The sequence below is a fragment of the Paenibacillus glycanilyticus NBRC 16618 genome (assembly GCF_004000805.1).
Classification (GTDB): Bacteria; Bacillota; Bacilli; order Paenibacillales; family Paenibacillaceae; genus Pristimantibacillus; species Pristimantibacillus glycanilyticus.
Genome location: NZ_BILY01000005.1, coordinates 52,348 through 77,081, shown reverse-complemented (window position 1 = coordinate 77,081; position 24,734 = coordinate 52,348). Strand labels below are relative to the sequence as shown.

The following is a 24,734-nucleotide window of genomic DNA, read 5'->3' as shown; positions in this document are numbered from 1 at the left end:
TACCCGTCTGGAGAACACAAAGAGCTATCCAAGAAGCAGACGCTTCGAGGATAGCTCTTTTTCGTTCCTTCGCGTAAACCTGCTGCTACCGGTGAATAATCGAAGTCCGGTGGCTTCCGCCCGCGATTTCGGTTATCAACTTATGCAGGGCGGCGTTCAAGTTGGCGCCAAAATGTCCCTCTCTCAAGAAAATGATCAGATCCGCCTTCCCAATAACGCCGTCCGCGTCAAAATCGGCTCTGGGATCATAATGAAGCTGCCCTCGCTCCGTTCCGTACGTGCGCAGGAATTCAATCGCATCCAGCCAGTCGACCTGGCCATTGCCGTCGAGGTCAGCCGTTGGCACAGGATCCGTGCCTGGGTCTGTGCCTGGATCCGTACCAGGGTCCGTTCCTGGATCGGTGCCTGGGTCCGTGCCTGGATCCGTGCCTGGGTCCGTGCCTGGATCCGTACCCGGCACCTCGTACCAAGCGGTGCCGAGATAGACCTGCCACCCGTGCTTCCATTGCATCTTCGCTTTATCTGTGACGATCCGCTCGGATGGCAGCCTGCCATCCTCTTGCAGACGACTCAGCCAAATACCGCCGTCATAGGTGTAAGCGGCTTCGCCAGTAACCGAAAGAGCAACGAAATGGCTGTCGGCCGTGCTGGTCGGCGTCAACCGCTCATTCTCTCCGGCAGGCGACCGCAGCCATAGCTGCTTCTGACCGGCCTCCGTATATACCGTATAGGCAATCCAGCCGCCTGCCGTCAGGTAATCCCCCGTCACGGTAGATGCGCCAACAAGCTCCTCCGTAACGCCATCCCGATCGATAATAAGCTTGGAGCCGTTCGTCGATTGGTCATCCCGTGCATAGAGCAGCACGCCGCCGTCCATGACCGGTGAGCGGTAGGTGAACCCGTCGTTTGGCGTAATTTGCGCAGCCGCGCCCTCCGCGTGCCGGAATAGCTTGCCCTCTCGCGCAAACACAAGCGTGCCCTGATCGTCAAGCGCATAATCGAATCGGTCGGTGAAGCCGACGGAGACCGTTTCACCGGATGCGGTGTTCGCAAGCATCAGCTCGCGAAGTCCTCCTCCCGGAGCATGGTAGGCAGCCCAATCTCCACTCACGCGAATATCATCCCCTGCAAGGGATTGCAGCTGGCTGTTGCACCATACGAAACGCGAATAGGAACCCAGCGGGTCGAGACCTTTCCGATAATAGCCGTCGGGCAAGTCTAAGCCGGTTGCATCAAACGCGCTGCCCATAGCGCCTCCGGGGATTAGCCGTACGTTCATCTGCGTCTGTTCCGCTACGAGCAGCGGCAGCGTCTCCACTTCGTTCGTATCCCTGTGGTGAATGCGCAGACGATGATCGTAGGCATTCCATAGCAGCGTGCGCGACGCGTCCGTATCCAGCACAAGGCCCGCTTCCTTCGAGACAGTCGTCAGGTTCGAGACGTTCTCGACGTAGATCGGATACGACTGCGTGCTGGTCAACCCGCTGGAGTCGGTAGCGCTGAGCTGTACGGTAGCCGGCTGACCGAGCCATTGCTCCGCGGAAATCGTCTCGGCAAGCGTATTCGTGCCGGACAGCAACAGCTTTCCGTTGATGCTAAGCTTCAGGCTGCTGCAGCCCGATCCGGGATTATCGTCGGTACAAGAAACGTTGACCGCCAGATTCGGGTCAGCGACTTCGAACGGAAGCGGCGCAGCAGGATGAATCACGGGATTTTGGTTGTGCTTGAGCGCGATGGCGGTCGGAGCGCTGGAAATGCCATCAACGTCAACCGCGGAAAGCGTCAAGGTGAAATTCCCCCAAGGAAGCGAAGAGACATCGACCCAGCCGGTGTATTCGCAGGACGATCCGCAGACGCTAGCCTGCTTCGTTAAGCTGACCGCCGGCAGGCTTGCCGCCGTGGCCTTTGTTTCGGCAATGGGCACCTGAGAATTGACCGTAACGCGGACAAAGATGCGATCTTGCACGAAGGAATCGGCCACCGGACTCGTTACCACAAGTCGCGGTACCGAAGCGGCGCGGGCGGGCTGGACATGAATATAGACGAGGCCGAGAAGCAGCAGGACGGCCATCGCCGCTTTCGCGAGCTGCCGTCTATAATTGATCCTGGTGTTCGAATTCATCATTTTTTGACTTTTCCTCCTTATCGTTCGGAACATCGTCCCGTATGCAAAGCGGCGCAAACGAAGGCTCGAAAACAGGTAAACATTTCCTTTTGCTTGCGCAAGATTATTATGCCTGTCCGATCATGGCCCGTACATAGGGAGATGCCCCTATATAGAAGGACTATTTTAAAGGGCTAAATCGTCACGGCAGCGGGACTATTCGGATGCACGAGATAACGACATAATTCGACAGTTGGTTAAAATAATGAAAAACTGCCCGGAAATCATTTATGTATCTAACTTCCTATAAAAATAAAAAAGCCGCAGTATATGCGACTTATCTATTACTGGTTTTTCATTTTATCCAGCGTTTCCAGGTACAGCACTTGAAGAAATTTCTTGATGTTGACTTTGCGCTTCTCCTGCGGGCATTTCTCGTCGATTTCTCTCATCTTGAGACGCACGTCTTCGAAATCGAAATAAAGCGGTGCGTAATGCTCGAACTTTGGATGGCTGTAATCCGTCAGCCCAATGCTTGCCAAGTTGGATAAAGCGGCAATGACAGTCCGGCGGACGCGCTGTTCGACCGCCTTCCCCTCCTTTTCCATATCGCAGCCCTCCGGCTTGCTCGCCCGGGCTCCAACCTCGTACAATAATTTCAGTGACGGGAAGCCGCCGCCTTGCTGCCGCCCAATCAACCATGACGTCATCTCGATGATGTCGTGACTTCCGCTCTCCCCGACGATACCCATGTCCATTAAGATCATCCGCAAGGTCTCTTTGGCATCATGCTTCTTCCGGGTCCCCGCGGGCTCCGAATTCAGGTCATCCAGCTTTGCGATCGACTGTTTGATTTCCTTCAGATAACGGGCCATTCGCCATTGCTCGCTTACTTTGCCAAGCACAGCTTTTACTTCCACCCGGTTAATCGGCTTCTGGATATAAAATTCAATGCCCGCTTGGTACGCTTTGCTGATCATTTCTTTGTTCTCGATCTGCGAGATCATGACGTACTTGCCCCCGTAACCTTCCTGCTTCAGCCGCGCAATCGTTTCGATTCCGTCCTGGTCCGGCATCAATAGATCAATGACCACAACATCGGGGTTCTCGTCCAGTACAAGCCGCTTCCCTTCAACGCCGCCCGACGCCATTCCCAGCACCTCCCCTACGCCGCCTTTCTCGATAATGGTCTGCAGCATACGCCTGCTGACCGCATCGTCGTCGACAATACAGAATGATAGCATTGCGCCTACACTCCCTTCTTCAACTTAACGGTCGGAAAGGCCGCGACAAACGTGGTTTCAGCTTCCCGCCCCGGTTCCATAAGGAGGAGTCTGCCCCTGAACGAGCCCACGATATCGCGAACATGCGAAAGGCCGATGCCCGTCGCAGCGACGCCTTCCTGATTGAATTTGGTCGTAAATCCGGGCTCAAACACCATTTCTTTATCCTGTTCGGCGATTCCCGTTCCCGTATCGCTGACGATAAACATGGTTTCTCCTTCGCGTTCGCTTACGCGGATGCGAATCGTTCCTAGCCGCTCAATTGCTTCGACCGAGTTGGCGGCCAAATTGTTGAGTACGGTGATTAGCGGTATGTAGTGCGCGGTCAGGTAATCGATCCCGACTTCTTTCTCGATCCTCACCTCTTTTTTCAGCATCCGGCTGTATTCGCCGTTCGACTTCATCACAAGCTCAACAATCTCCGCCAAGGTCATTTCCGGAGCGCTCTCCAAGTCTGCCAGCTTCATCAGTCCCGCAAGAATTCGCTGTGAATCCTTCTTCACCTCGTGAATCTGCTGGGTAATCTCGAGAACGGACCGGCCGTAGTCGTTCAGCCCTTCTTTGTTCAGTAGACCGTACAGATCATGGCTCTTTGCGGTAATCCGTTCGATTACATCCATCGATTTGCGCAAATAGAATACCTCGCCATAGAGCCCGCTGCCGACATTGATCATTTGTTCGATCCGTTTTTGCTGTTCGGCGTGAACGCTCCGCATTTGGTGCACGGCGATGCTGCTGTAGATGCCCGTCGTAAAATAGCTGCGCACCACGGCGATGACCGGAATCAACAGCCACTGATTGGTTTGAAAATACGGCAGTCCGAAAGCGAAGCTTCGCATCAGCAGCTCCGCTTCATTGGAGACAAAGTCGATGAGGGACACGCACGCGCCGAGAATAAGAGGATTTAATTGATGCAATCTGCGTTGAATGAGAGCCATTCCGGCCGCGAAGACGATGTAATAGAGCATGGCGGAGAAGTGCGTCTTCAAGCTGCCCAGAAGATAGAAAGCGCCGGGAGAGGCTGCTCCGTCAAAAGATACCCGAAACAGCAGTACCGTCGCGCCAGCGGCAAGTCCCGTCCGCAAATAAGGCAGATGGCTCATCAACAGAAGCAAGAACAGAAAGGCGCTGCTGCCAAGACCGATGCGGAAGACCTCTCCGCTGAACGGGTTGATTTTGAATTCCCCGGCAACCGCTACGACGATGGCGACGACGGTCATTTGCATGCTTTCGGATTTGTACCAATTTGTAATGGTTATAGGAATGACCCCCATCGGGATCTAAAGTCCGAGGATGCTTAGCCCCATTTATTTTCCAGGCGCCTAGCCGCAAGCGACAGCGCATAGTTAATTGCGAAATATAAGACGGCCACGAGTGCGAGAATGGGAAGGGTATAATTGAAATTTTGCGCGATGACGATCTTGGAATTATGCATCAGCTCAGGCAGGGATATGACGATGGCTAGCGACGTGTCCTTGAGAAGGGAGATGAACTGGCTTACGATTGGCGGAACCATGCGCCTCAATCCCTGAGGGAGCACGATATGCCACACCGTTTGCGTATAGGTGAGACCCGACGAACGGGCTGCTTCGACCTGGCCTTTCGGGATGGAGCTTAGTCCGCTGCGCACGATTTCCGAGATCATGGCAGCTTCGAATACCGCCAGACCAACAATGGCCGAGCTCATGACCCCCAGCTTGAGACCGACGTCCGGCATCGCGAAATAAGTGAAAAACAAGATCAGCAGCAGCGGCAAATTGCGGATAAACTCGACGATTACGCCGAGGATGCGGGATACGACCGGAATTCTCATATAACGAAGCGTTCCGGTGATGCTGCCCAGCACGAAGCTCAGCACAATCGCGATGAAGGCAACCCAGAGCGTGATGCCGAAGCCTTTTATGATGAAGATGAGATTATGGTATGAAAAAGCGCCAGCAATGTCCATCCGCCGATCCTCCTAAAAGTTATTCGCGAATTTTGCGGTTCACGGTGTTCAGTGGCGTAAAAACGAACTCTAACCGTTCTTGGCTAACCTTCGCTCTAGCTGCAGCGCCGCTAAGCTCAAAGGAATGGTAAGAACGAGATACAGCGCCGCAACAAAGAGGTAAGTATCGAAGGTCGCGTACGTCTTGCTCGCCACCTGATCGCCGTAATACATCAAGTCGAATCCTGCGAAGACGCCAAGAACAGACGAGTTTTTCACGAGGTTTATGAATTGATTGCTGAGCGGCGGAATGACGATTTTAATGGCTTGCGGAAGCACGACATGCCGCATCGTCTGCATGTATGTCAATCCCGAAGCTCTGGCCGCCTCCGTCTGTCCGGCCGGAATGCTCATAATGCCCGCCCGGATCGCTTCGGCAACGAAGGAAGCCGTATATACCGTTAGTCCGACCGTGCCGCATATAAATCCGCTTAATGTCACGCCGACCGATGGCAAGCCGTAATAAAACACGAAGACGACTAGCAAAAGCGGTATATTCCGAACAAACTCGACGTAAGCCGTCCCGATCCACCTGAGCGGCTTGACGGACGAAATACGGAATACGGCGATGATCGTCCCAAGAGCGAAGCTGCCGAGTAATGCAATGACGCTCGCCCAGACCGTGTTGCCAAACCCTTTCATGTAAATTTCGAGATTGTCTGTGAAAATCGCTATGTCCGGCATGCTACTCCCTCCCTCTATTCTTGATATGCAGAGGATGGGTGGCGATTGGCCACCCATCCTCTTGTTCGCAGACTTCTATTCCCCGGACGGCGCTTTGCCGATCCATTTCTCGTAAATCTTGTCGTATTCGCCGCTGTCATGGAGCTTCTTCAATCCAGCGTTTACGCTATTCAGAAGATCGGTTGCGCCTTTCTTGATCGCAATGCCGTACGGCTCATCGGTGAACGGCTCGCCGACAACCTCGAAGTTAGGATCCTGAACCGCCATGCCGTACAAAATCGCGTTATCGGTCGTCAGCGTGTCGCCTTGACCGGCTTTAAGCGCGCTGAACGCGTCCTGGTAATTATCGAACTCCAGGATGGTGGCATCCGGCGCTTTCGCTTTAATGTTGTCGACCGAGGTGGAGCCTTTCACGGCCAATACTTTCGTACCCTTCTTGATGTCGTCGATGCTCTTTATCGGACTTCCTTTCTTCACCAGAAGGGACTGGCCAGCTTTAAAGTACACGTCGGAGAAATCGACTTCCTTCTTGCGCTCTTCCGTAATCGTCATCGTGGCGACGATTATATCGATATCGTTGTTGTTCAACATCGGAATGCGCGTTTTGGAAGTAACCTCCTTCAGCTCGATCTTGGTCTCGTCGCCAAGAAGCTCCTTGGCGAGCGCCTTGGCGATGTCGACGTCAAAGCCTTCGACGTTGCCGCTCGCCGGATCCTTCAGGCCGAACAGCTTCGTGTCGTACTTAACGCCGACAACGAGTTTCCCTCGGCTTTTGATGCTCTCCAGCGCCGAAGCCGTTCCGGACGCTGGCTCCCCGCTTGCGCCGTTGCCGTTCCCTCCTTCTTTGCTGCTGCATCCGGCCAACCATACAGTGGCAAGAAACGTCAGTGCGACGCCAAGCGTCATCCAGCTTCTTTTCTTCATAGCTTGAAACCCCTCTCCATTATAGGATTGCATGATTTGGCAACATGGCTCCCTAACCCTAAACGTTAGTGGCGCAGCACGCGATTAAGAAACAACCGCGCCCTTTCTTCCCTAGGCTGCTCGAAGAACTCCTCCGGCGGAGAGATTTCGACGATTTGCCCTTTGTCCATAAAAACGACGCGGTCAGCCACTTCCCGCGCGAAACCCATCTCGTGCGTAACGACGACCATCGTCATCCCTTCTTGCGCCAAGGTCTTCATGACGTCCAGCACCTCTCCTACCATTTCCGGATCAAGCGCGGAGGTAGGCTCATCGAAGAGCATGATCTTAGGCTTCATGGCCAGTGCCCTGGCGATTGCCACACGCTGCTGTTGCCCCCCGGACAGCTGCGACGGAAACGCGCTAGCTTTGTCCGAGATGCCGACTTTCTCCAAATACATCTCGGCCGTTTCCACCGCCTGCGGCTTCGGCACGCCGAGCGACTTCATTGGAGCGAGTGTAATATTGTCGACCACTTTCATATGAGGATAAAGATTGAAGTGCTGGAACACCATGCCGATTTCCCGCCGCAGCTTATTGATGTCGGCTTTTTTGTCGGCGACATTGACTTCATTGACGGTCAAAGTGCCGCTCGTAATTCCCTCCAACCGGTTGATGCAGCGGAGGAGTGTACTCTTTCCCGAGCCGGAAGGCCCCACCACAACGACGACTTCACCCTGCGCGATGCTAAGATCGATGCCTTTTAGCACATGAAAATCGCCATAGTGCTTCTCCACTTGCCGGAATTCAATCAATGCAATCCCCCTTTCCGTTGCTTGCAACGCTTTGATGGACAGGCCGTGTTAAGTTAGATAACATACTGTGTAGACAACTATATGGAAAACCTACGCAATCCTAACGAATCCGACATCAAAATCATGATTTTTTTACAAACGAGTGCGATTACAACCATGTGAATGGCGATAACCATCGCGCTTTATTACTCAATAAAAACGGCAGCAGATCTAAGATCTGCTGCCGTTTCGTTCACTATAACCCCTCAAATACATTAACGTTGGCTCTTACCTTTAATACCTATTTATCACAGCACCTGTGCAATCTCCCATACATGCCCGTCCGGATCGGCAAAACAAGCCGTCCGCCGCCCCCAGGGGCGCGTTATCGGACCGTTCAGCAACTTAATTCCCAGCATGTCCAGCTCTTCGCATACCTTGTCAACGTCCGACACTTGGATCGTGAACTGAAACCGCGCTCCAGCTTCGCCGCTGCCAACCCGCGCGGGTTCAATCAACTCGTGGGCATTCGATTGTTTCAACAAATTGATACTTGTATTGCCAAAATCGAACACCGCGCAGCTTTCATCCTCATATAGGATTGCAAGCTTGAATGTCTCTTGATAGAATGCCCTCGACCGATGCAAATCTTCTACAAACAATGTGATTTCGGTAATTTTTTTCGTCCAGTCAGCTATCGCCATCCTCCTCCGATCCCATTTGCAATTTTTTACAGTTCTAGTTTGATCATACGAACCGCCTGTACCATTGTCAATGTAAATATGGAGGCTGTATTCCGCCGTTCAAAAAAGCTTGTCTTCCCCGTAGCGCAAATGACACTCAGCCCACCGGGTATTCCCGGCAGGCTGAGCTAAACGGATTAAAGCATCAAATTTTAAACATGTTCATTAAAGGCATAATCGTCTTCACCATATTAAGTCCAACTTGAATAGTCGGCAGCATTTGTTTAAAAGATCCGAAAAAACTGCTCTGCTGCTCTCCAGCTGCTTGCCCTGAAGCAGGGCTCTTCGTATCTTCTTGTTTGGTTTGTACTCCCGCTCCTGATTGACCCGAAGGTCCCGATAACATTGGCTTAAATAAGCCTGTCGCCATTGAACCAAAAGAATTGATCGCGCCGATTCCGCCTATCAAGGAATCTAGCAGTCCGGATACTTGGATTTCCGGTGTTCTCGAATGATCAGAAAGATTTACAATCCCGCAGCTTCTGGTTTCGGAAAGGATCAGCTGATGGTCATGAATGGCTTGAACCGTTCCGACATAACAGTTACCGTCATTTAACAGCACGCAAACGGGCTGCCCGATACAACGGCTTGCTTTTTTGACCGCAAGAATTCTTCCCTCGGGTTTTCTTTTTTTAGGAGCTTTCCTGGATGCCATCGTAAGTCCTCTTTTCCGCAATCAAATAAAGAAGAAAGGCAAAATGAAAAGCGAAGCAAGTATGGCAAACGGAAAAAAGAAACAATCGCCGCCAAAACCGCAGCCTCCGCCGTAACCGCCATAACCCCCGCCGTAATCGTCATAACCGTAACCATAATTGGACAGTCTGGCTTTATGCTTGGAGCGCGTTTGTTTTTTTGAAGGTTTTCCGTTCCGAACGGACGACAAAGTCAAAGGCTTTCTATCAAAAGTACAATCCTCCACGATTAACTTTCCGTCTTCTACTCCCTTAATCGTTCCGATAAAATGCCTTCCGTCATGCGTAACCGCACTAACCCTCCGTCCGATGTACGGATATACCGTATGATGGCTAATCGGATAAATTTCCTGCATAACTTCATTCCTCCTAACCTGATGCTCGTATATCTTAGACTATGAAAAAATCTGCTATAAGGTCTGTACGATTGTCTTCTATTTAGAAAAAAATCGAATTTTACTCCATTCTCTCTAGCAATGAGATTATAAAAAGATGAGGGAGCGAGCATTCAAAAAGCAGCGAAGAATGGGTGCAGTCATAACGGAGGATATGCATAGAATATCGGAAGAGGTGAGAAGGCGTTGGATTACCATTCATTATTAGCCCGGCTCGGCGAAGGCAGCGCGCATCCGGGAGGCTTTCAAGCAACCAAAGAATTAATCGGACAGATCCATTTTCCGCGCGGCACGAAAGTGCTGGAGGTAGGATGCGGAACAGGCCGGACGGCCTGTTATTTAGCGAGCTTAGGCTGCAGCGTGACTGCCATTGACCGGAACGAGAATATGATTCACAAAGCGGCCTACCGCGCGAAGATAAGCGAACTCCCCGTCCGAATCTTACAGGCAGATGCCGCTTCAATGCCTTTTTCGGATGAAACGTTTGATGCCGTTTTTACAGAGTCGGTAACGGCTTTTACCAAAGGAAGCTCCGCTATAAGCGAATATTGGCGAGTCCTGAAGCCAAAAGGAGTCCTCTACGATCGAGAGCTGGCTTTTGCCGTAAAATTAACTACGGTGCAAAAGAAAAAGCTGCAGTCGTTTTACGGACTTCATCATCTGCGAACCGTTCCGGAATGGATGAAGCTGATGAGCAAATCAAGGTTTAATAAGCACTCCGCGTCTCCTTTTTTGCAAATGAAGCAGCTGGCGGGCGATGATGACCCCTTACGGGTAATCGATCACGAACTATTCACGAAACCGGATGTAATTGCCATGATGATGACAAACGAGCGCCTGTTGAGCAACTTCTCCAATGTAATGGGCAGTGTTGTAATTACGGCTTGGAAAGATTGAATGCATATAAAACGACAAGGCAGACGATCACGCTGATCGTCTGCCTTGTCTCCATGCAACTTGTCATTCGTCAGAATGATCACTGGATGCAGTTCGTTTATTGCTAATGTTCGTTATTTCAAAATCTTCCTTGGAAATCCCCAAATTTAAAGCCAGCTTTTTCTTAATGACCATTGCCTGCTGTAAACTGGTGGCTCGAAACTCAATCGTAGTTCCGGATGGATCTTCGAAGGAATAGTAGTTTTTTTTATTGGACATAAATGTTGATCCTCACTTTCGCTGTCAGCACGCTTTTTTTATTCTTGTTCGCGATCCATATGGGCTGCGTCATCAAACACATTGGACTCGGGAGCTTGCGTCAATTCTAACTTTTGTTCTTCCCAATGCCCGATAGTCCGGTACCATTCTTCAAAAGAAGCATCCAATTGCAACTCACGCCCACGGTCCTCATTGACATCTGAATCTAGTTCGATATTTTTATGGAACCTGCTTTCGCTCTCGGTCGGTTCATTCTGTGATTTTGATCCCATTGCTGTTCACCATCCTGCCTATTAGGCTGGATTAATGCATCCATAATTATGTATGAAGATTTGATTTTACCAGGCGAACGAAATCGGATTCACTCCGTTTGCATTAATGACTGGTACAAGTAAAAAAACCGCGATTTTCGCGGCTTTTAGCAAGATTGGAATAGGCTAGGCCGGTTGGCTAGCGACGGGCATTCGTTATAATTGGGGCGAGCCCGGCAGCCTGCCGCCCAGCTTCTCCAGCCTTTGGCAAATCTCGTGCTGCCATTCCACATCCCCCGCCATGGACGCGGCCAGCGATAGATTATACAAATTGGCGATTTGTCTGATATGCATAGCATTTACCGCTAGACAGTGCTCGAAGTCTGCTTGCTCTTCCCCGGTCAGATGCCGGCTGCCGCGTATGGTCCACAACTCCGCAAGCCGTTCATGTATCGGCAAAATGGTCATGCTTTATGCGCCTCCTTCTGTCGTCTTACCTTACTAACCAGTATGACCCAAAAAGAAAGCTTCCAAGCGCAGTCTGGACGGCAACTCCGACAAAAGAGAACCATTTTCTCCCGGGAAAAGTCGTTCGATTCCGGCGGAGGCTAGTCTTGATCGATGTAAATCGGATTTGTCAGACAAGTCACCGCCGACTGCTTAAGCCCCTCCACGCTGCGTCGTGCTTCCAGCCGGTAGAATAATCTGTCGCTCGAGCCTTCGAATGGCAAACGGACCTGACCGTTCTCCGTTTCTATCCATTGAGGCGCGGCTTCGACTGCAAGAAACGCTGCTTCCGGCGCCCACAAAGCGCAGTCTTTATTATCCGCCGCATCGAATTCGAGCATCGCGGCGATTTCCCGCTGTACGGTCCGGCCGCTCGATTCCATGCCATCCGATTCCCACTCCTTCGCTTCGACGAATGCCGGCACAACGGTAATGTCCCATGCCGCTTCAATACCGCGGTCAGACCATAAGAGCACGCGGTCACCTTTGGCGCCGCAAACGTAGATTGTCAACGGGATGCCATCCTTCCCTTTGATAGCCGTACGCGGAATGGTCTCGCCAATGCCGTATTCGCCGGCTGTAAGGGAAAGGCAGGTCTCGTCAGGATCGAACTGCAGTACGACGCGGCCTTGGCGGATGCCGGCCAACACGCCATGCACCGTGTCGGTTTCCGTCCACACAGAAGCTGTCGGACGCCCATGTTTAACAAACCTTTCTTCCCGGTGGGCATCGCTTCCTCCGATGGCGATCACGCGGCGTCCTTTTGCAAGCTGCCCTTGCCACCAGGCAAGCGCGCGCTCATTAAGCCCGCGCCACGGGCCGTTCCACACCTCGATTGCATCATATGGCACGTCAAAACCGAGCTCCCATGGACAAGATGGACAGAATGGATGGTTCAGCGACACGAAGCCGCCTCTCTCTCGTGCATCCCCAAGCACAACGTCCGCTTGTGCCGGCGTCGTCACGCGAAAATCTTGAAGCGCGTCCGATGCGCCAAGGACATTGGCATGGCCAAAATAACTGGTCATCTCAACGCCGGGAATAAGCAGCAACTCTTCGTCGGGAACAAGTGCCGCATAATTTTGTGAGGACGTATTATGATCCGTCAGCGCCATGAATTCCAGACCGCGGGCTTTGCACGATTCCATCGCCTGACCGATCGTGTAGCTCCCGTCGCTATGCACGCTGTGCATATGAAGGTCACCCTTCATCCAGCGGCCGTGCGGCCGGGTCAGCTCCACTTCAACGATAACCTCCGCGCCGCCCTCGGGGATCTTGTAAGCACCAAGCAGCACGGCCCATTCACCTTGGGCGATCGGTCCAGCCAGATAGCCCGGGGTTGCTTTCTCCGTGCCGACGAAGAATGCTTCGCGAGCGCCGCCGCTCCAGCCGACGATCCGCTTCGGCGAGCGAAGGCCGATATCGACAACCGTCCCGCCGTTTTCACCGCGGTTGTAACGGTAGGCGATATCGATACGCTCCACAGCTCCTTCCACCGCGAAAGGAACCTCCAAATAGGAACGCTGCTCGTCTTTGTTGATCCATCTCCGCAGCACGAGCCGTTGTTTCTTAACCTGCATTTTACTTCCTCCTATTCTTTGCTGGCACCAAGCAGGATGCCCTTCATGAAATATTTCTGCACAAAAGGATATATCGCGAGCAGCGGAAGAATGCTGATGACGATACCTGCCATCCGCACGTTCGTCGTGACCATATAGGTCCCGGAATTGCTGCTCGTATCGATGATCATCGCTTTTAGCGCAACCTGAAGCGTGTACTTCATGGAATCGTTAATAAACATGACCGGAGCGGTGAACATGTTCCACCGTCCAACGAACTCGAACAGTATAACGGTCGCAAGACCCGCAGCCGCAAGACGCATATACATCGTCAGGAAGATACGGAACTCTCCGGCGCCGTCGATCTTGGCCGATTCCGACATCTCGTAAGGAACGTTCAGGAAGAAGCTGCGCATAAGCAGGATCGAAAAGCCAGAGACGAGACCCGACAGCACAAGCGAGCTCAGCGTATTGATCAGATGCAGGTCTTTGTTAACCACATAAAGCGGAATCATGATCGCTTCCTGCGGCAGCATCATCGTAATCAGAATGAACGTCAGCATCACCTTCCTGCCGGGAAGACGAGGATAGATAAATACATAGCCGGCCAAGCTGGACAGCAATACGTGCAGTACGGTGCCGGCCACGGTCACGATGACGCTGTTCATCAGGGGGCGCCAGATGTCTAGGCTTTTCCATACAATGGAGTAGCCTTCCGCGCTGAACTGCTTCGGCCACAGCACGATTTCCGGCCTCATGGAGGCGATACCCGAAGAGAAGGACAACGCCAGTACGTTAATAAACGGAATGATCATGGTCAGCATGAGCCCGAACAGAAACAAGACGTTTAGCATATCGAACGCTTTATTCTTCCACCCGAGACGTTCAAATCGATCGGACATTGTATTTACACCTCATCAAATCGCGTGATTCGCCGTACGACGAGTGTCATCGCAAGAGTTAGTAGCAGTACGAAGAAGCTGGCGGCAGCCGCAGGGCCAAGCTGGATTTCGAGAATCCCCTTCTGGAACGTGTACATCATGAGCACGTCCACTTTCGCGGCGATTGTAGGGTTGCGCAAAATAAAAACTTCGTCGAAGATTCTCAGAATGCCGAGCGTATTCAGCAGGAAAACAACCTTCATCGTGTTGCTGAGCTGCGGAATCGTGACGTAGATTAATTGCTTCCAGCGCGTCGCGCCATCCATGCGCGCCGCCTCGTAGAGCGACGGATTAATCGATACGATCCCTGCCAGGAACAGGATACAGGTATAGCCCATTTCCTTCCATGTTGCAAGTAGAATCAAGATCCAGCGCGCCCATCCGGAGTCTGCCATGAAATTAATCGGCTTCATGTGGAACACATGAACAAGGATCATATTAATGATCCCGCTGTCGGGCGATAGCATGAAGATCCAGATTCCTCCGACAACGACCCACGAGAGCAGATGCGGTACGTACAAAATCATCTGCGCGGCCTTCTTGAACCAGGTCCTGAGCACTTCGTTAAGCGACAGCGCGATCACGAGAGGCGCAACGAAGCTGAAGCAGAGAATGCCTCCTCCAATGACGAGCGTGTTTATCACCGCTTCCCAGAATAATGAGTCATGAAGCACCGCGGAGTAGTTCGCGAATCCGACGTATGGTCTGTCCCCCATCAGTTTGTAATCCTGAAAGCTGGTCTGAAGCCCTTTGACGAGCGGGTAATAGGCAAAAACAAGAAAATAAGCGATCACCGGCACCATCATGACGTAGAGGGCGCTGTATTTCTTCAATAATCTCATCCTTTTATTCACGTCCTTATCTGGTAAAGGGAACCATTATCGGGATGAAAAGCACGCAAGCAGGGGAATTCAAACTCCCCTGCCTGCTTATATTCCATTTCATTCGGATCGGGTTTACTCGTCGATCAGTTTCTTCCCAAGCAGCTCTTCGTGCATCTTCTTTACGGCTTCCGCAGCGTCCATTTGACCGGACATCGCTTTAAGCGCGTAATTCTTGACGATCTTCTCCGCGTCAGGCCAGCCCGGCAACGACAATTCAAGCGTCGCGTCCTTGTTCACGAGATCCTGCGCTTCTTGTACGCCCGGCAGTTTGCCGAAAGGATACTTCACGTTTTGGTTGTACCAGAACGGCACCCCGTGGTCCATGTTATGCTCGGTGCCGGTCTGGGTCAGCTTATACGCATCGCCTTCCTTGGTGTAATCCTCGTTCTCGATGCCCAGGCTTCCAAGCATAATGCCTGGCTCCGTATGCCAGAATTCGAGGAATTTCTGCGCGGCTTCCGGATGCTCAGCATTGGACGGAATGATCCAGAAATCCGGATCTCCTCGTCTCATTAGTTTAGTGCCGTCAGCTCCAGGGATACTTTCAAGAGCTTCTGCGTTAAACGTCGTATTCGGATCCTCTTGTTTGCGCGTGTTGTTGAACATGCCAACCCAAGCATCCCAATAGGTAACCATTCCGACGCGGTCGGTGAGGAATAGATTGCGCATTTTGCCCGTGTCGTTCGTTACGAAATTCGGATCCATGATTCCTTCCTTCACCAGCTTGGCGAACCATTCATAAATCGGAATGGCTGCTTCCGTCGCATACGGAATGGTGCGCTTGCCATCCTTCATTACATAATGCGCCTTAACGCCGGCGGCGCTCATGAAGGCTTGTATGTCGTAAATATCGGCCGTGCTGAGACCGTACGTATCATTCTTGCCGTTACCGTCAGGATCCTTCTCCTTGAAAGCCTTAAGCACGTTATAGTACTCGTCAAGCGTCTTCGGTTCCTTCAGACCAAGCTTGTCCAGCCAATCCTTGCGTACAATCGGCATCGTGCCGCCTTGGAATTTGTTAAACACGGCAACAATTCTGCCGTCCTTATCCTTCAGCTGCTCCCATTCGCTTGTTGGGACGACTGTCGGGTCCGAGAGCACTTTGGAGCCGGTGACGAAATCCGTCAGGTCCGTCACGACACCTTGGTCAACGAAGGTGGCCAGCTTGCCGAGATCGCTGAGCTCGATCAGATCATATTTCTCGCCGGAGCCGAGTGCCGTCAACACCTTCTGATCGTAATCGCTAGCCGGCTTCTCAATCGTCGTATCAATGCCGGTCAGTCGCGTGATTTCGGCTGCGAACTTCGTAGTCTCCTCCGGTGTCTTGCCGCCGACGTTACCGTCCAGAATCCGAAGCTTCATATCTGCCGCCGGTGTATTGGCCGGCGTGTTCGCGCCATTGCCGGTTTGCGTATTATCAGCTGCCGGCGTATTGGCGGTGTTGTTCGTTCCATTCTCCGAACCGCAGCCGGACAGAAGCAGCGTTCCGAGAGCTGCAACGGTCGACATCGTTAACCATACTTTTTTCATGGGTTGTTAACCTCCTACATGCACAAGCGTATTGGTACTAAATCAGAGCAATTAAGGTACAACACAACAGGCTGCCTCTACTTACTTCGTGCGCCAGGCGCAGCGCAAGAGCCGCGAATCGCAAGCTCCGTCGGAACAAGCACCCGTTTGGCGCTCTTCTGGGTCGCGTTCAACTGCTCAAGCAAGAGCCGCAGTGCTTCAATCCCAAGCCGGTCGGCATGGAGCCGAACGCCTGTGAGCGGCGGCGACAATTCAGGGGAGAGCACGGTATCGTCGCTAAACGCGAACACCGACAACTGCTCCGGAATGCGCAGTCCTAGCTGCTCCGCGGCCTTGTATACGCCAAGCGCCATCATGTCCGTATCGGCGATGACCGCCGTAATACAAGGCGAAGCCGTTAGCTTCGCCAACGCCGCCTCATAGCCAAAGGCATGTGCGGTCTCGCCTTTAAGCGGCTTGTGCAGGATCAGCTCAGGCTTTGGCTGCATGCCGGCATGCTTGAAGGCAGCTTTGTATCCGACACTTCGATCCTCCGATACCGTTCTTGATATCGGCGCATTCAGAAACAGAATTTCCGTATGCCCAAGACCGATCAAGTAGTTTGTGGCCTTTGCAGCCATGCCGATATTATCGTTATCGACATAGCTGACCTGCGCCTCGTAGGGCTCAGGCGGGCGGCCGATAATGACGATGGGCATGCCGCTCTGAAGCCGCTCTTCAATCCTGGCATCCGATTCTATGGGGTCCAATAAGATTTCGCCGTCCACCGGATCCGAAGAGATGTTCTCGACTTGACTGAGATAGGCAGGCGACAGCGCATTAACCAGCAGACGGTAGCCATTCTCGTAACAGACGCGAAGAACGCCGTTAAGAAGAGAATGGTGGAACTGGCCGAATTCGAGCGATTCCCCCCTGATATTCAATCCGAGTATGCGCGTGGAGCGGTTCACAAGGCTCCTCGCCCAATAATTCGGCTTGTAGTTCAGCGATTTAGCCGCAGCAAGAACGCGCTCTGTGACCTCTTTGCTGATTGGGCGTTTCTTGCTGAACACGCTTGAAACCGTTCCTTTGGAAACGCCTGACGCCTTGGCGACGTCATCAATAGTTGCCAAAATCGTTAAACCTCGCTTTCTTCCGTGATTCCGGACACGAGGTTAAGCTTAAACCGGTTTTGTAAAATCTATTTCAGAATGATAATTAGTTATTGTAAAAATAGAAAATTCGTCTTAAAGTCACGTATAATCGCAGAAATTCAGGTGAAATCTCATGGAGTTAGGAAAAAAGCAGCATTAAACCGTTTTAATAGGGGAATGATTTTCAACGCGGAATAAAAAAAACGACAGCCGTCAGCTGCCGTTTTAAAGTTTCCAGAATCTCCTCATATACTCCCCCTCAAATTATTAACCGTCTTCATAATTAAAAGGGGTTATTGTACCTATTTCAGAATGAATTCTGGAGCATATTTTTCAGGATAATTGAGCATCGATGCGACATCGCCATTAAAATACAGGTTTCCTTATAGGGGGCTATTACTATCCATCGTTAGCCTGCACCACGTTATCGGCTTTTGACCAACGGATATCCCGTCCTTCATGGGATCATCACTAATCTTGAATCCAAGATTTTTATAGATCTCTTCCACTGCTGCTTTCCACGTTTTATTGTTTTCCAGTAAATCGTCTTGCCAGGTTACATCGGTTTTCTCGTTTTTACCATTATATTTATAAATTCCTGTTCCACGCTCTTTCGTTATCGCTTTTTCTACGTATTCAACATCCTCCGGTTTAAAATGTGCTGTAAGTCCAATTAAGATGTGATAGGAGAAGGTAAAGCTGACCTCAGCAGAGCGGTCATATAATTTAATTGAATGATTCAAATGAATTAGATCATTGTGAGCAAGCCCTGTATCTATTTTTTTAATATCTTTTTCAGATAGTTTTAGAGCATTCATTACCTCCTCCTCATTCATACCCCATTTCAATTTCTGGATAGGCGCGGGCGTACCATAGATCGATGTCTGACTGCAACTGGCAAGAAGAAAAGCAAGTATCCCAATTAGCATTAAACAAAGACTATATTTACGCATATTACCTCCTAAACAAGGTTATTTGTTGTATCATTTTTCAACTCCATAAACGATTATTCCCTATAGATTATGCGTTTTCTTGCAAATTGAGTTTCCTTCATTTTATACGCAACTAAAATTAACGGTGATGCTCAATCGGTCAGGGATTTAATGGATCTGGAGCATCGACCATATTAAATAACAACCAAAATAAAAATAAGAGGATACAACAAGTTATTATTATTAAAATAACAGCAACTTTACCTTTTAATTGATTCTTCATTAAATGCCTCCTCCTCGAATAGCGTTTTAGGCTCAAAAAAAGTGGCGCAGGCATAGCTGCCTGCACCGCTTTTATATTTTAGGCTATGCTTATTTCAATTTAATTTCAAACTTTGCTCCCGCCTCGCCCGCGAACATAATGGTGCCATTCTTAGGAAGTACAGTTGCTTTGTCCGGTTTGACGATACCGAGACCGACGCATGCTCCGTTCTCGTCATACACGGCATATGAGCCCTTGGATGATGATGATACCGTCATGGTCTTGCCGGCGGCACGATCTGGAATCGAGTACCACTTGGCATAACCGGTTGCTTGAATGGTCGTTGAAGAGTGTTTGCCCGTGTAGATCGGTTTCAAGGCATCTTCGCTTACTAACAGGCTTCCCCCATAACGAAGGTACTCAACGCCATCCTCCTTGTAGAAATCAAGCGGCGTAACGTCTCTGCTGCCCGTTGTAGGAATCTGATGGTCTGCGACAGCAGTATTCAGACCCGTAATTTTTTGGTCTATAACGTAACCAGGTGCTTCCTTGAACAATCGCACTTGTAAGGAGCCAAGGCTCAATAAGGTGACGGAAGTATATTTTTCGTTAATGACATAATAACGTTTGCCGTCCCGTTCCTTCCATGCATGAAGCACCTCTTCAGAGACATCGTTAGGTTCGAGTTTCTCGGCAGCATACTCCGATAAGGCTAATTGTCCGAGTCCCGGTAACGATAAATATTGCCGAGTCCACAAGTAGGTACGGCCGTTGTTCTCCTTGACGAAATTAATTTTTACGTTTCCGTCCGCGCTCAAAAATGAACCATCTGCAGAATACGCGTATTTCTCGGCTGGATAATTCGGAACTTGAGGCGTCGCAATCGACAACTCCCCGTTCTTGGCAATGTTAACCGTAAGTAATTGATTCGTTGCACCATACATCCCTGCAGAATTCAGCAATTCCGCGGGCATGTCGGCTTTAACAGGTGCTCCGTATGACTTCTCGACCTTAATTTCATCTATGGTTCCTTTTTCCTTCAAGGCATGGAGCAGAATCTGGTTAGCCAGCAGTTGATTGGTTGTGCTGGAGCCTCCCGATGACAGCACGGCCGCTGCCATGTTTTCTCCGGGAAGAACGACTAGCGACGCGTGATACAGAATCGTATCTCCGCCCTTGGTCAATGCCTGAATGCCATAGTCGCCGAACGGAAACGTGTTGACACTGTCCCAGCCCAATCCGTAATTGACTACGGTATCCGCCTCCTCAGGCCAGAAGCCCTTCTTATACTCGGCTTGCGCCATCGCATCTACCGAGCCGGATGATAGAATGCCAGCAGCTTGCCCGGTAAAAATCTGAGAGAATCGAGCCAGATCTTCCGCCGTGGAGTAGATTCCTCCCGTTCCAATAGCGTTTACCGTTTCTCTTGGCAGTTGAGTTTGGGAATTAGGGAAATAAAGTACAGCAAACTGGGATGTATTTAGCTGATCCTGGGGTGTTTTCGTATTCATCATCCCTAGTGGTTGGGTAAAATTCTGATGGATATAGGAAGTAAAATCGGTACCGCTTACTCTTTCAACTAAAATTTCTGCTAGAGAAAAACAGTCATTACAATAGACCGAATAGGCGCCAGGCACCGCTTTTAATTGCTGTTCGGCCAATTGCTTAAGAAGCGTATCATGCGCGTAAGTATCGTTATCCGAGAATAAGAATGCATTCGTCAGTGATGAACCGTTAAAACCCGCGGAGTGATTGAGCAGCATGCGGGGAGTAATTTGCTTGTATCGGTCGTCCTTCATTGTAAAATCAGGGACGTATTCCGTAACAGGATGATCCAGATTAATCTTGCCTGCATCCACCAGCTTCATAACTGCTGCCGCCGTGAACATTTTGCTTGTCGACCCGATACCGTACATCGTGCCTGCCGTTAATGGCTTTTTCCCAGCAGTATCGTTAATTCCGGCTTGCCCGGAAACAACGATTTTCCCTTGATCGATAAGCGCGTATTGAACGCTTGTCGTACCGTATTGGCTCGTGAGGAGCGAGGCTTTCTCGTTTGCGGCCTTCTGGGTATCCTTGTAAGCAAGTGAACCCTCGCCCGTGGCGGCTGCCACTACGCCAATCGGTGCCAGCATCGACAACATCAATGTCATCATTGCCAGCATTAGAAACAATCTTTTCGTTTTCATAATACCTCCTAAAAAGAATTATCACACAAATGGCTATGTTCAGGTCATTTGTGATGATTCTTACTACGTAAGCATGAGCTTAAGATCGTAGTCACAGGTATTACGTTAAATATCTCCCAAAGTTCCTTTAATTTGGAATAAATTCTGGTTTAGCTCGATTTTGCTAACATCGCCAGTACGGATGTTCTTCCAATTAAGCATGCGGGCATGTTAAAGAACCGCAGCGGCATTTCGCTGAGGCTTTTGCGCTGTCACTATAGCCGGCCAACACGATAAAAGGCTGTCGATTTCTCGACAGCCTGGATAAAACAATTACTTCTGCTATTCATTATATTTCAAATGTAAAATGGGATATGGGCGGCCTGCTCCATCTGTCAAATCTTCACCGGTTATTCCGAAACCGCTTTTTAAGTAAAACCTTGTCGCATTCTCATTTTGTTTATTCACATCGACGGAAATGATCCCCAAATCATTGATGCATGAATGCATAATTTGTTTCCCATACCCTTTGCCAATTTTTGCGGGATCGAGAAACAATGCTTCCAAGTGATGTCCATTGATAGCGGTAAAACCAATGATGGAGTCTTCGGTAAACCAGAGACGTACATCAAGATGAGGAAAATACAGGGGTAGTTCTTTTTTGATTTCCTCTTTATCTTTGAAACTCAAAAAGTGATGAGTGGCCATTACCGATCTTTCCCAAAGATTTATGATCATATCATAGTCATTAACGGTTGCTTTTCTGTTTTGTATCATTTCATTCTGCTCCTTTTTTTAATTTATCACGCTCCTTCCATGCTTTTTTTGTAGATGGTGATCGTATATCTCCAATTGATATATGGCTTCATTCTTACCTCTCTTTTCAGAACGTTATGAGTAGCAATGCTAACAATAAGCAAAAATGCCCTTTACTTCAACAAAAGCTGCAGTACATCCTCCGATATGCTGCAGTTTTATTCGTTGAAATAATGTCCCCCTTTAATTCAAAATCTTTTCCATCGCCATAACATCTACAAAGTTGCCGTCTATAATCCCCTGCTTATTAAAGATTCCGACTTCACGGTATCCATGTTTACGATATAGTCCTTGGCCCAAGGCATTAAATGGGAAAGTAAAAAGAACGATCTTATAAAAACCATGCTGTACGGCAGCTACTTCAAGTGCAGCAAGCAATATACTTCCAACCCCCTGACCTCTGTGATCTCTTCCTATGTAGATCGACAGATCAGCCACGCCATCATAAGCGGATCGTGGAGAATACTTGTTTAAGGATGCCCAGCCTACGATGACATCACCTTTAACTGCAACAAGAACAGAATATCGCTCACAGCGCCCGTTGTACCAGTTTTGCATATAGTCGATATCTTTTAGTTCAACTTCAAGCGTGGCAATACGATCTTCAATTCCTTGATTATAGATGGATAGTACATTATTTAGATCCATGGATGTTGCATGTCTCACTAGAATCTCCGGCATTAGCTCTCCTCCTGTTTTGTTATCGTGTGGATAATCGTTCTTGAAGCCTTGTCTAGTCCAAGTATAAATCGAAATGCAGGACCATGACTATGCGCTGATAAATGTCCTGCGGAGAACAGCCCTTTAACATGACTTTCTTCTCCCAACAACGAAATCCATGGGATATCCAAACAGCTTATAGACATCCAACATCCCAATTCCCCTCCTGTTTATGGTGATTTTAAAATCGATTATACATAATTACTTGCAAACTACAAATAAAAATGCTATAACTTTCTCAGGAGGTCATTCAAATGGAAAATGTGAGGAATATGTTTCAGATTCTGTCCCGAAATTTCGGTTTATTAAGTGAACAATGCTGTGATTCTTGTTGCGGTCAAGAGGTATCACTTGTACAGAGCCATATCCTATATGAAATAAATCGTCAGCATAACCCCTCTATGCAGGATATTGCAGGAGCACTTGGAATGGACATCACCACGTTCAGCAGACAGGTTAAAACCTTAACAGACAAGGGATTCATAAAGAAAACGCCTCATCCATCTGATCAACGAATCAATATTTTATCACTAACACCCGAAGGGCTAACTATTGAGAATGCGATTAATCTTACCGTAAATGCCCAACTAAATGACGTCCTTTCAACCATGAGTGAATTTGAAAGAGAAACGGTGCTTCGCTCTATTCAATTGTTTAATAATGCTATGACAAAATCAGCAACATGTTGTGTGCCTCCAAAATAAATTGGAGGCCTACCCTTTATCATATACTTGCAATTTGCAAATAAAATTCGAGGAGGACGTAAAAAATGAATACACAATTACCAACAGCTATTATCGGTGGCGGTCCTGTAGCCTTAGCTGCTGCTGCACAACTTGTAAAGAGAAACATGCCTTTTATTTTATTTGAAAGAGGTGCTTATATCGCATCCTCTATACTTAGTTGGAAACATGTAAGGATGTTCTCCCCTTGGGAATTTAATATGGATACAGCTGCCAAGGAGCTCCTGATGGAAACTGGATGGACTGCTCCAGCAAAAGACCACATGCCTACAGGGCTAGAATTAGTTAATGAGTATCTGCTGCCACTATCTCAGTTAGATCAATTACAGCCCTTTATTCAACTTCAATCGTCCGTTAAAGCCATCTATCGAAAAGGATTCGATAAAATGAAAACAGCCGGTCGGGATACGGCTTCCTTTATTATTGAATATGAGCAGCACGGTAAACTATTGCGCGAAGAAGCTGCTTCTGTCATTGACGCCACTGGGACATGGCTCAAACCAAATCCGATGAGCACAAGTAGTCATCCTGCTGAAGGCGAGCTACAAAATAAAAATCATATTCAGTACGGAATTCCGGATATTTTAGGTGCTGATAAACAACGTTATGCGGGGAAAAACATAGTTGTTGTAGGCAGTGGTCACTCAGCGATTCAATCACTCACCCTGTTAAATGAGTTGAAATTGGAAAACCCGGAAACAACAATCCATTGGGTGCTTAGAAAGAAAAAGGTTTCGGAAGCTTTTGGAGGCGGAGAAAATGACGGGTTACCGGCAAGAGGAGCACTTGGTACCCGAGCTAACCAATATGTACAACAAGGCAATGTACAGGTTCATACCCCATTTCTTATTGATCGAATCAAGAAAGAATCCGAGACCATAACTCTATATGGCACTAAATTAGATAAGGCATACTCTATTGATAAGATCGATGAGGTTATTGTAGCAACGGGAGCAAGACCGGATTTCTCGTTCCTATCTGAATTGAGATACGCAGCTGATACCTCTGTGGAGTCTGTCCCACAGCTTGCCGACTTGATTGACCCCAATATTCACAGCTGCGGCACCGTACGCCCTCACGGTGAAGCCGAATTGCGTCAGCCGGAAAAGGACTTTTATATCGTGGGATCAAAAAGTTACGGTCGCGCTCCGACGTTCCTGCTGGCTACGGGCTACGAACAAGTTCGTAGTGTTGTTGCTGCATTAGCAGGTGATTTTAAAGCAGCGCGTGAAGTGCAGCTTCATCTACCGGAAACTGGCGTTTGCTCCGTGTCCAGGTCAACAGAAATAAGTGATAACAGTAACAGTTGCTGCACAACTACCCCTAAGAAGATGTCTATCAGGCCAATCGCCGTAACGAGTATGAGTAGTGGTTGCTGCAGTTCAAATAATGCGTCTACATCATGTGAAACGGATACAGGATGTTAATAAAATGAGAAGCTTCTGCAAAAATGCAGAAGCTTTTTATTATATCCTACTTTTGTTTTCCGTGCGTTAATCTTTGTTAACTCAATATTAAATAAGTACTTACTAATATAATCATTTACTT

Annotated in this window: 26 protein-coding genes; 3 read left to right on the top strand and 23 right to left on the bottom strand. The window is 49.3% G+C overall.

The window, feature by feature from the left end; all coding sequences use genetic code 11:
- Positions 1-85: 85 nt before the first annotated feature.
- The 10 genes from PGL01S_RS05065 to PGL01S_RS31060 form a co-directional block, all read right to left on the bottom strand.
- The gene (locus PGL01S_RS05065) at positions 86-2,125 is read right to left on the bottom strand and encodes a hypothetical protein (protein ID WP_127492087.1); all 2,040 of its coding nucleotides are present in this window, start codon (positions 2,123-2,125) and stop codon (positions 86-88) included.
- A 323-nt stretch (positions 2,126-2,448) separates the two neighbouring features.
- Positions 2,449-3,348 (bottom strand): response regulator, encoded by a 900-nt coding sequence (locus tag PGL01S_RS05060; protein WP_127492085.1) that lies wholly within the window; start codon positions 3,346-3,348, stop codon positions 2,449-2,451.
- Positions 3,349-3,353: 5 nt separating this feature from the next.
- The gene (locus tag PGL01S_RS05055; protein WP_244935513.1) at positions 3,354-4,607 is read right to left on the bottom strand and encodes an ATP-binding protein; all 1,254 of its coding nucleotides are present in this window, start codon (positions 4,605-4,607) and stop codon (positions 3,354-3,356) included.
- 77 nt (positions 4,608-4,684) lie between these two features.
- Positions 4,685-5,335 (bottom strand): amino acid ABC transporter permease, encoded by a 651-nt coding sequence (locus tag PGL01S_RS05050; protein WP_127492081.1) that lies wholly within the window; start codon positions 5,333-5,335, stop codon positions 4,685-4,687.
- A 69-nt stretch (positions 5,336-5,404) separates the two neighbouring features.
- Positions 5,405-6,058 carry an amino acid ABC transporter permease gene (locus tag PGL01S_RS05045; RefSeq protein WP_127492079.1) on the bottom strand — a complete coding sequence of 218 codons (654 nt, stop codon included), beginning with the start codon at positions 6,056-6,058 and terminating at the stop codon, positions 5,405-5,407.
- A gap of 75 nt (positions 6,059-6,133) precedes the next feature.
- Positions 6,134-6,982 carry a transporter substrate-binding domain-containing protein gene (locus PGL01S_RS05040; protein ID WP_127492077.1) on the bottom strand — a complete coding sequence of 283 codons (849 nt, stop codon included), beginning with the start codon at positions 6,980-6,982 and terminating at the stop codon, positions 6,134-6,136.
- Positions 6,983-7,047: 65 nt separating this feature from the next.
- Positions 7,048-7,776 carry an amino acid ABC transporter ATP-binding protein gene (locus PGL01S_RS05035; RefSeq protein ID WP_127492074.1) on the bottom strand — a complete coding sequence of 243 codons (729 nt, stop codon included), beginning with the start codon at positions 7,774-7,776 and terminating at the stop codon, positions 7,048-7,050.
- 287 nt (positions 7,777-8,063) lie between these two features.
- A complete protein-coding gene (locus tag PGL01S_RS05030; RefSeq protein WP_127492072.1) occupies positions 8,064-8,459 on the bottom strand; it encodes a VOC family protein in 396 nt (131 codons plus the stop codon).
- A gap of 184 nt (positions 8,460-8,643) precedes the next feature.
- Positions 8,644-9,153 carry a hypothetical protein gene (locus PGL01S_RS05025; protein ID WP_127492070.1) on the bottom strand — a complete coding sequence of 170 codons (510 nt, stop codon included), beginning with the start codon at positions 9,151-9,153 and terminating at the stop codon, positions 8,644-8,646.
- A gap of 21 nt (positions 9,154-9,174) precedes the next feature.
- Positions 9,175-9,546: an LSm family protein gene (locus PGL01S_RS31060; protein WP_127492068.1), complete on the bottom strand. Its 372-nt coding sequence runs from the start codon at positions 9,544-9,546 to the stop codon at positions 9,175-9,177.
- A gap of 225 nt (positions 9,547-9,771) precedes the next feature.
- On the opposite strand from PGL01S_RS31060, the gene PGL01S_RS05015 reads away from it, so the two are divergent.
- The gene (locus PGL01S_RS05015) at positions 9,772-10,482 is read left to right on the top strand and encodes a class I SAM-dependent methyltransferase (RefSeq protein WP_127492066.1); all 711 of its coding nucleotides are present in this window, start codon (positions 9,772-9,774) and stop codon (positions 10,480-10,482) included.
- Between the two features lie 63 nt (positions 10,483-10,545).
- Here PGL01S_RS05015 and PGL01S_RS05010 read toward each other — a convergent pair whose 3' ends face one another.
- The 13 genes from PGL01S_RS05010 to PGL01S_RS04955 form a co-directional block, all read right to left on the bottom strand.
- On the bottom strand, positions 10,546-10,740 hold the full coding sequence (locus tag PGL01S_RS05010; protein ID WP_127492064.1) for a hypothetical protein: 195 nt from the start codon (positions 10,738-10,740) through the stop codon (positions 10,546-10,548).
- 38 nt (positions 10,741-10,778) lie between these two features.
- Complete coding sequence (locus PGL01S_RS05005; RefSeq protein WP_127492062.1) at positions 10,779-11,012, bottom strand: hypothetical protein; 234 nt, start codon at positions 11,010-11,012, stop codon at positions 10,779-10,781.
- A gap of 195 nt (positions 11,013-11,207) precedes the next feature.
- Positions 11,208-11,459, bottom strand: coding sequence for a DUF7667 family protein (locus tag PGL01S_RS05000; protein WP_174806528.1), 252 nt, complete (start codon positions 11,457-11,459; stop codon positions 11,208-11,210).
- Positions 11,460-11,599: 140 nt separating this feature from the next.
- Positions 11,600-13,078, bottom strand: a complete 1,479-nt coding sequence (locus PGL01S_RS04995) for a CehA/McbA family metallohydrolase (protein ID WP_127492060.1) — start codon at positions 13,076-13,078, stop codon at positions 11,600-11,602.
- Between the two features lie 11 nt (positions 13,079-13,089).
- Positions 13,090-13,959 carry a carbohydrate ABC transporter permease gene (locus PGL01S_RS04990; protein WP_127492058.1) on the bottom strand — a complete coding sequence of 290 codons (870 nt, stop codon included), beginning with the start codon at positions 13,957-13,959 and terminating at the stop codon, positions 13,090-13,092.
- 5 nt (positions 13,960-13,964) lie between these two features.
- The gene (locus tag PGL01S_RS04985; RefSeq protein WP_127492056.1) at positions 13,965-14,840 is read right to left on the bottom strand and encodes an ABC transporter permease subunit; all 876 of its coding nucleotides are present in this window, start codon (positions 14,838-14,840) and stop codon (positions 13,965-13,967) included.
- Between the two features lie 114 nt (positions 14,841-14,954).
- Complete coding sequence (locus tag PGL01S_RS04980) at positions 14,955-16,412, bottom strand: extracellular solute-binding protein (protein WP_127492054.1); 1,458 nt, start codon at positions 16,410-16,412, stop codon at positions 14,955-14,957.
- A 77-nt stretch (positions 16,413-16,489) separates the two neighbouring features.
- The gene (locus PGL01S_RS04975; protein ID WP_127492052.1) at positions 16,490-17,524 is read right to left on the bottom strand and encodes a LacI family DNA-binding transcriptional regulator; all 1,035 of its coding nucleotides are present in this window, start codon (positions 17,522-17,524) and stop codon (positions 16,490-16,492) included.
- 404 nt (positions 17,525-17,928) lie between these two features.
- Positions 17,929-18,363, bottom strand: coding sequence for a hypothetical protein (locus PGL01S_RS04970; protein ID WP_127492050.1), 435 nt, complete (start codon positions 18,361-18,363; stop codon positions 17,929-17,931).
- A 274-nt stretch (positions 18,364-18,637) separates the two neighbouring features.
- Positions 18,638-18,760 (bottom strand): hypothetical protein, encoded by a 123-nt coding sequence (locus PGL01S_RS31430; RefSeq protein WP_280525701.1) that lies wholly within the window; start codon positions 18,758-18,760, stop codon positions 18,638-18,640.
- A gap of 89 nt (positions 18,761-18,849) precedes the next feature.
- Positions 18,850-20,928: a serine hydrolase domain-containing protein gene (locus PGL01S_RS04965; protein WP_127492048.1), complete on the bottom strand. Its 2,079-nt coding sequence runs from the start codon at positions 20,926-20,928 to the stop codon at positions 18,850-18,852.
- A 321-nt stretch (positions 20,929-21,249) separates the two neighbouring features.
- Positions 21,250-21,684 (bottom strand): GNAT family N-acetyltransferase, encoded by a 435-nt coding sequence (locus PGL01S_RS04960; RefSeq protein WP_127492046.1) that lies wholly within the window; start codon positions 21,682-21,684, stop codon positions 21,250-21,252.
- 222 nt (positions 21,685-21,906) lie between these two features.
- A complete protein-coding gene (locus tag PGL01S_RS04955; RefSeq protein WP_127492044.1) occupies positions 21,907-22,404 on the bottom strand; it encodes an arsinothricin resistance N-acetyltransferase ArsN1 family A in 498 nt (165 codons plus the stop codon).
- Positions 22,405-22,697: 293 nt separating this feature from the next.
- Here PGL01S_RS04955 and PGL01S_RS04950 point away from each other — a divergent pair, with 293 nt between their 5' ends.
- On the top strand, positions 22,698-23,147 hold the full coding sequence (locus PGL01S_RS04950; protein WP_127492042.1) for a MarR family winged helix-turn-helix transcriptional regulator: 450 nt from the start codon (positions 22,698-22,700) through the stop codon (positions 23,145-23,147).
- Between the two features lie 65 nt (positions 23,148-23,212).
- A complete protein-coding gene (locus PGL01S_RS04945; RefSeq protein ID WP_127492040.1) occupies positions 23,213-24,613 on the top strand; it encodes an NAD(P)-binding domain-containing protein in 1,401 nt (466 codons plus the stop codon).
- Positions 24,614-24,734 lie beyond the last annotated feature (121 nt).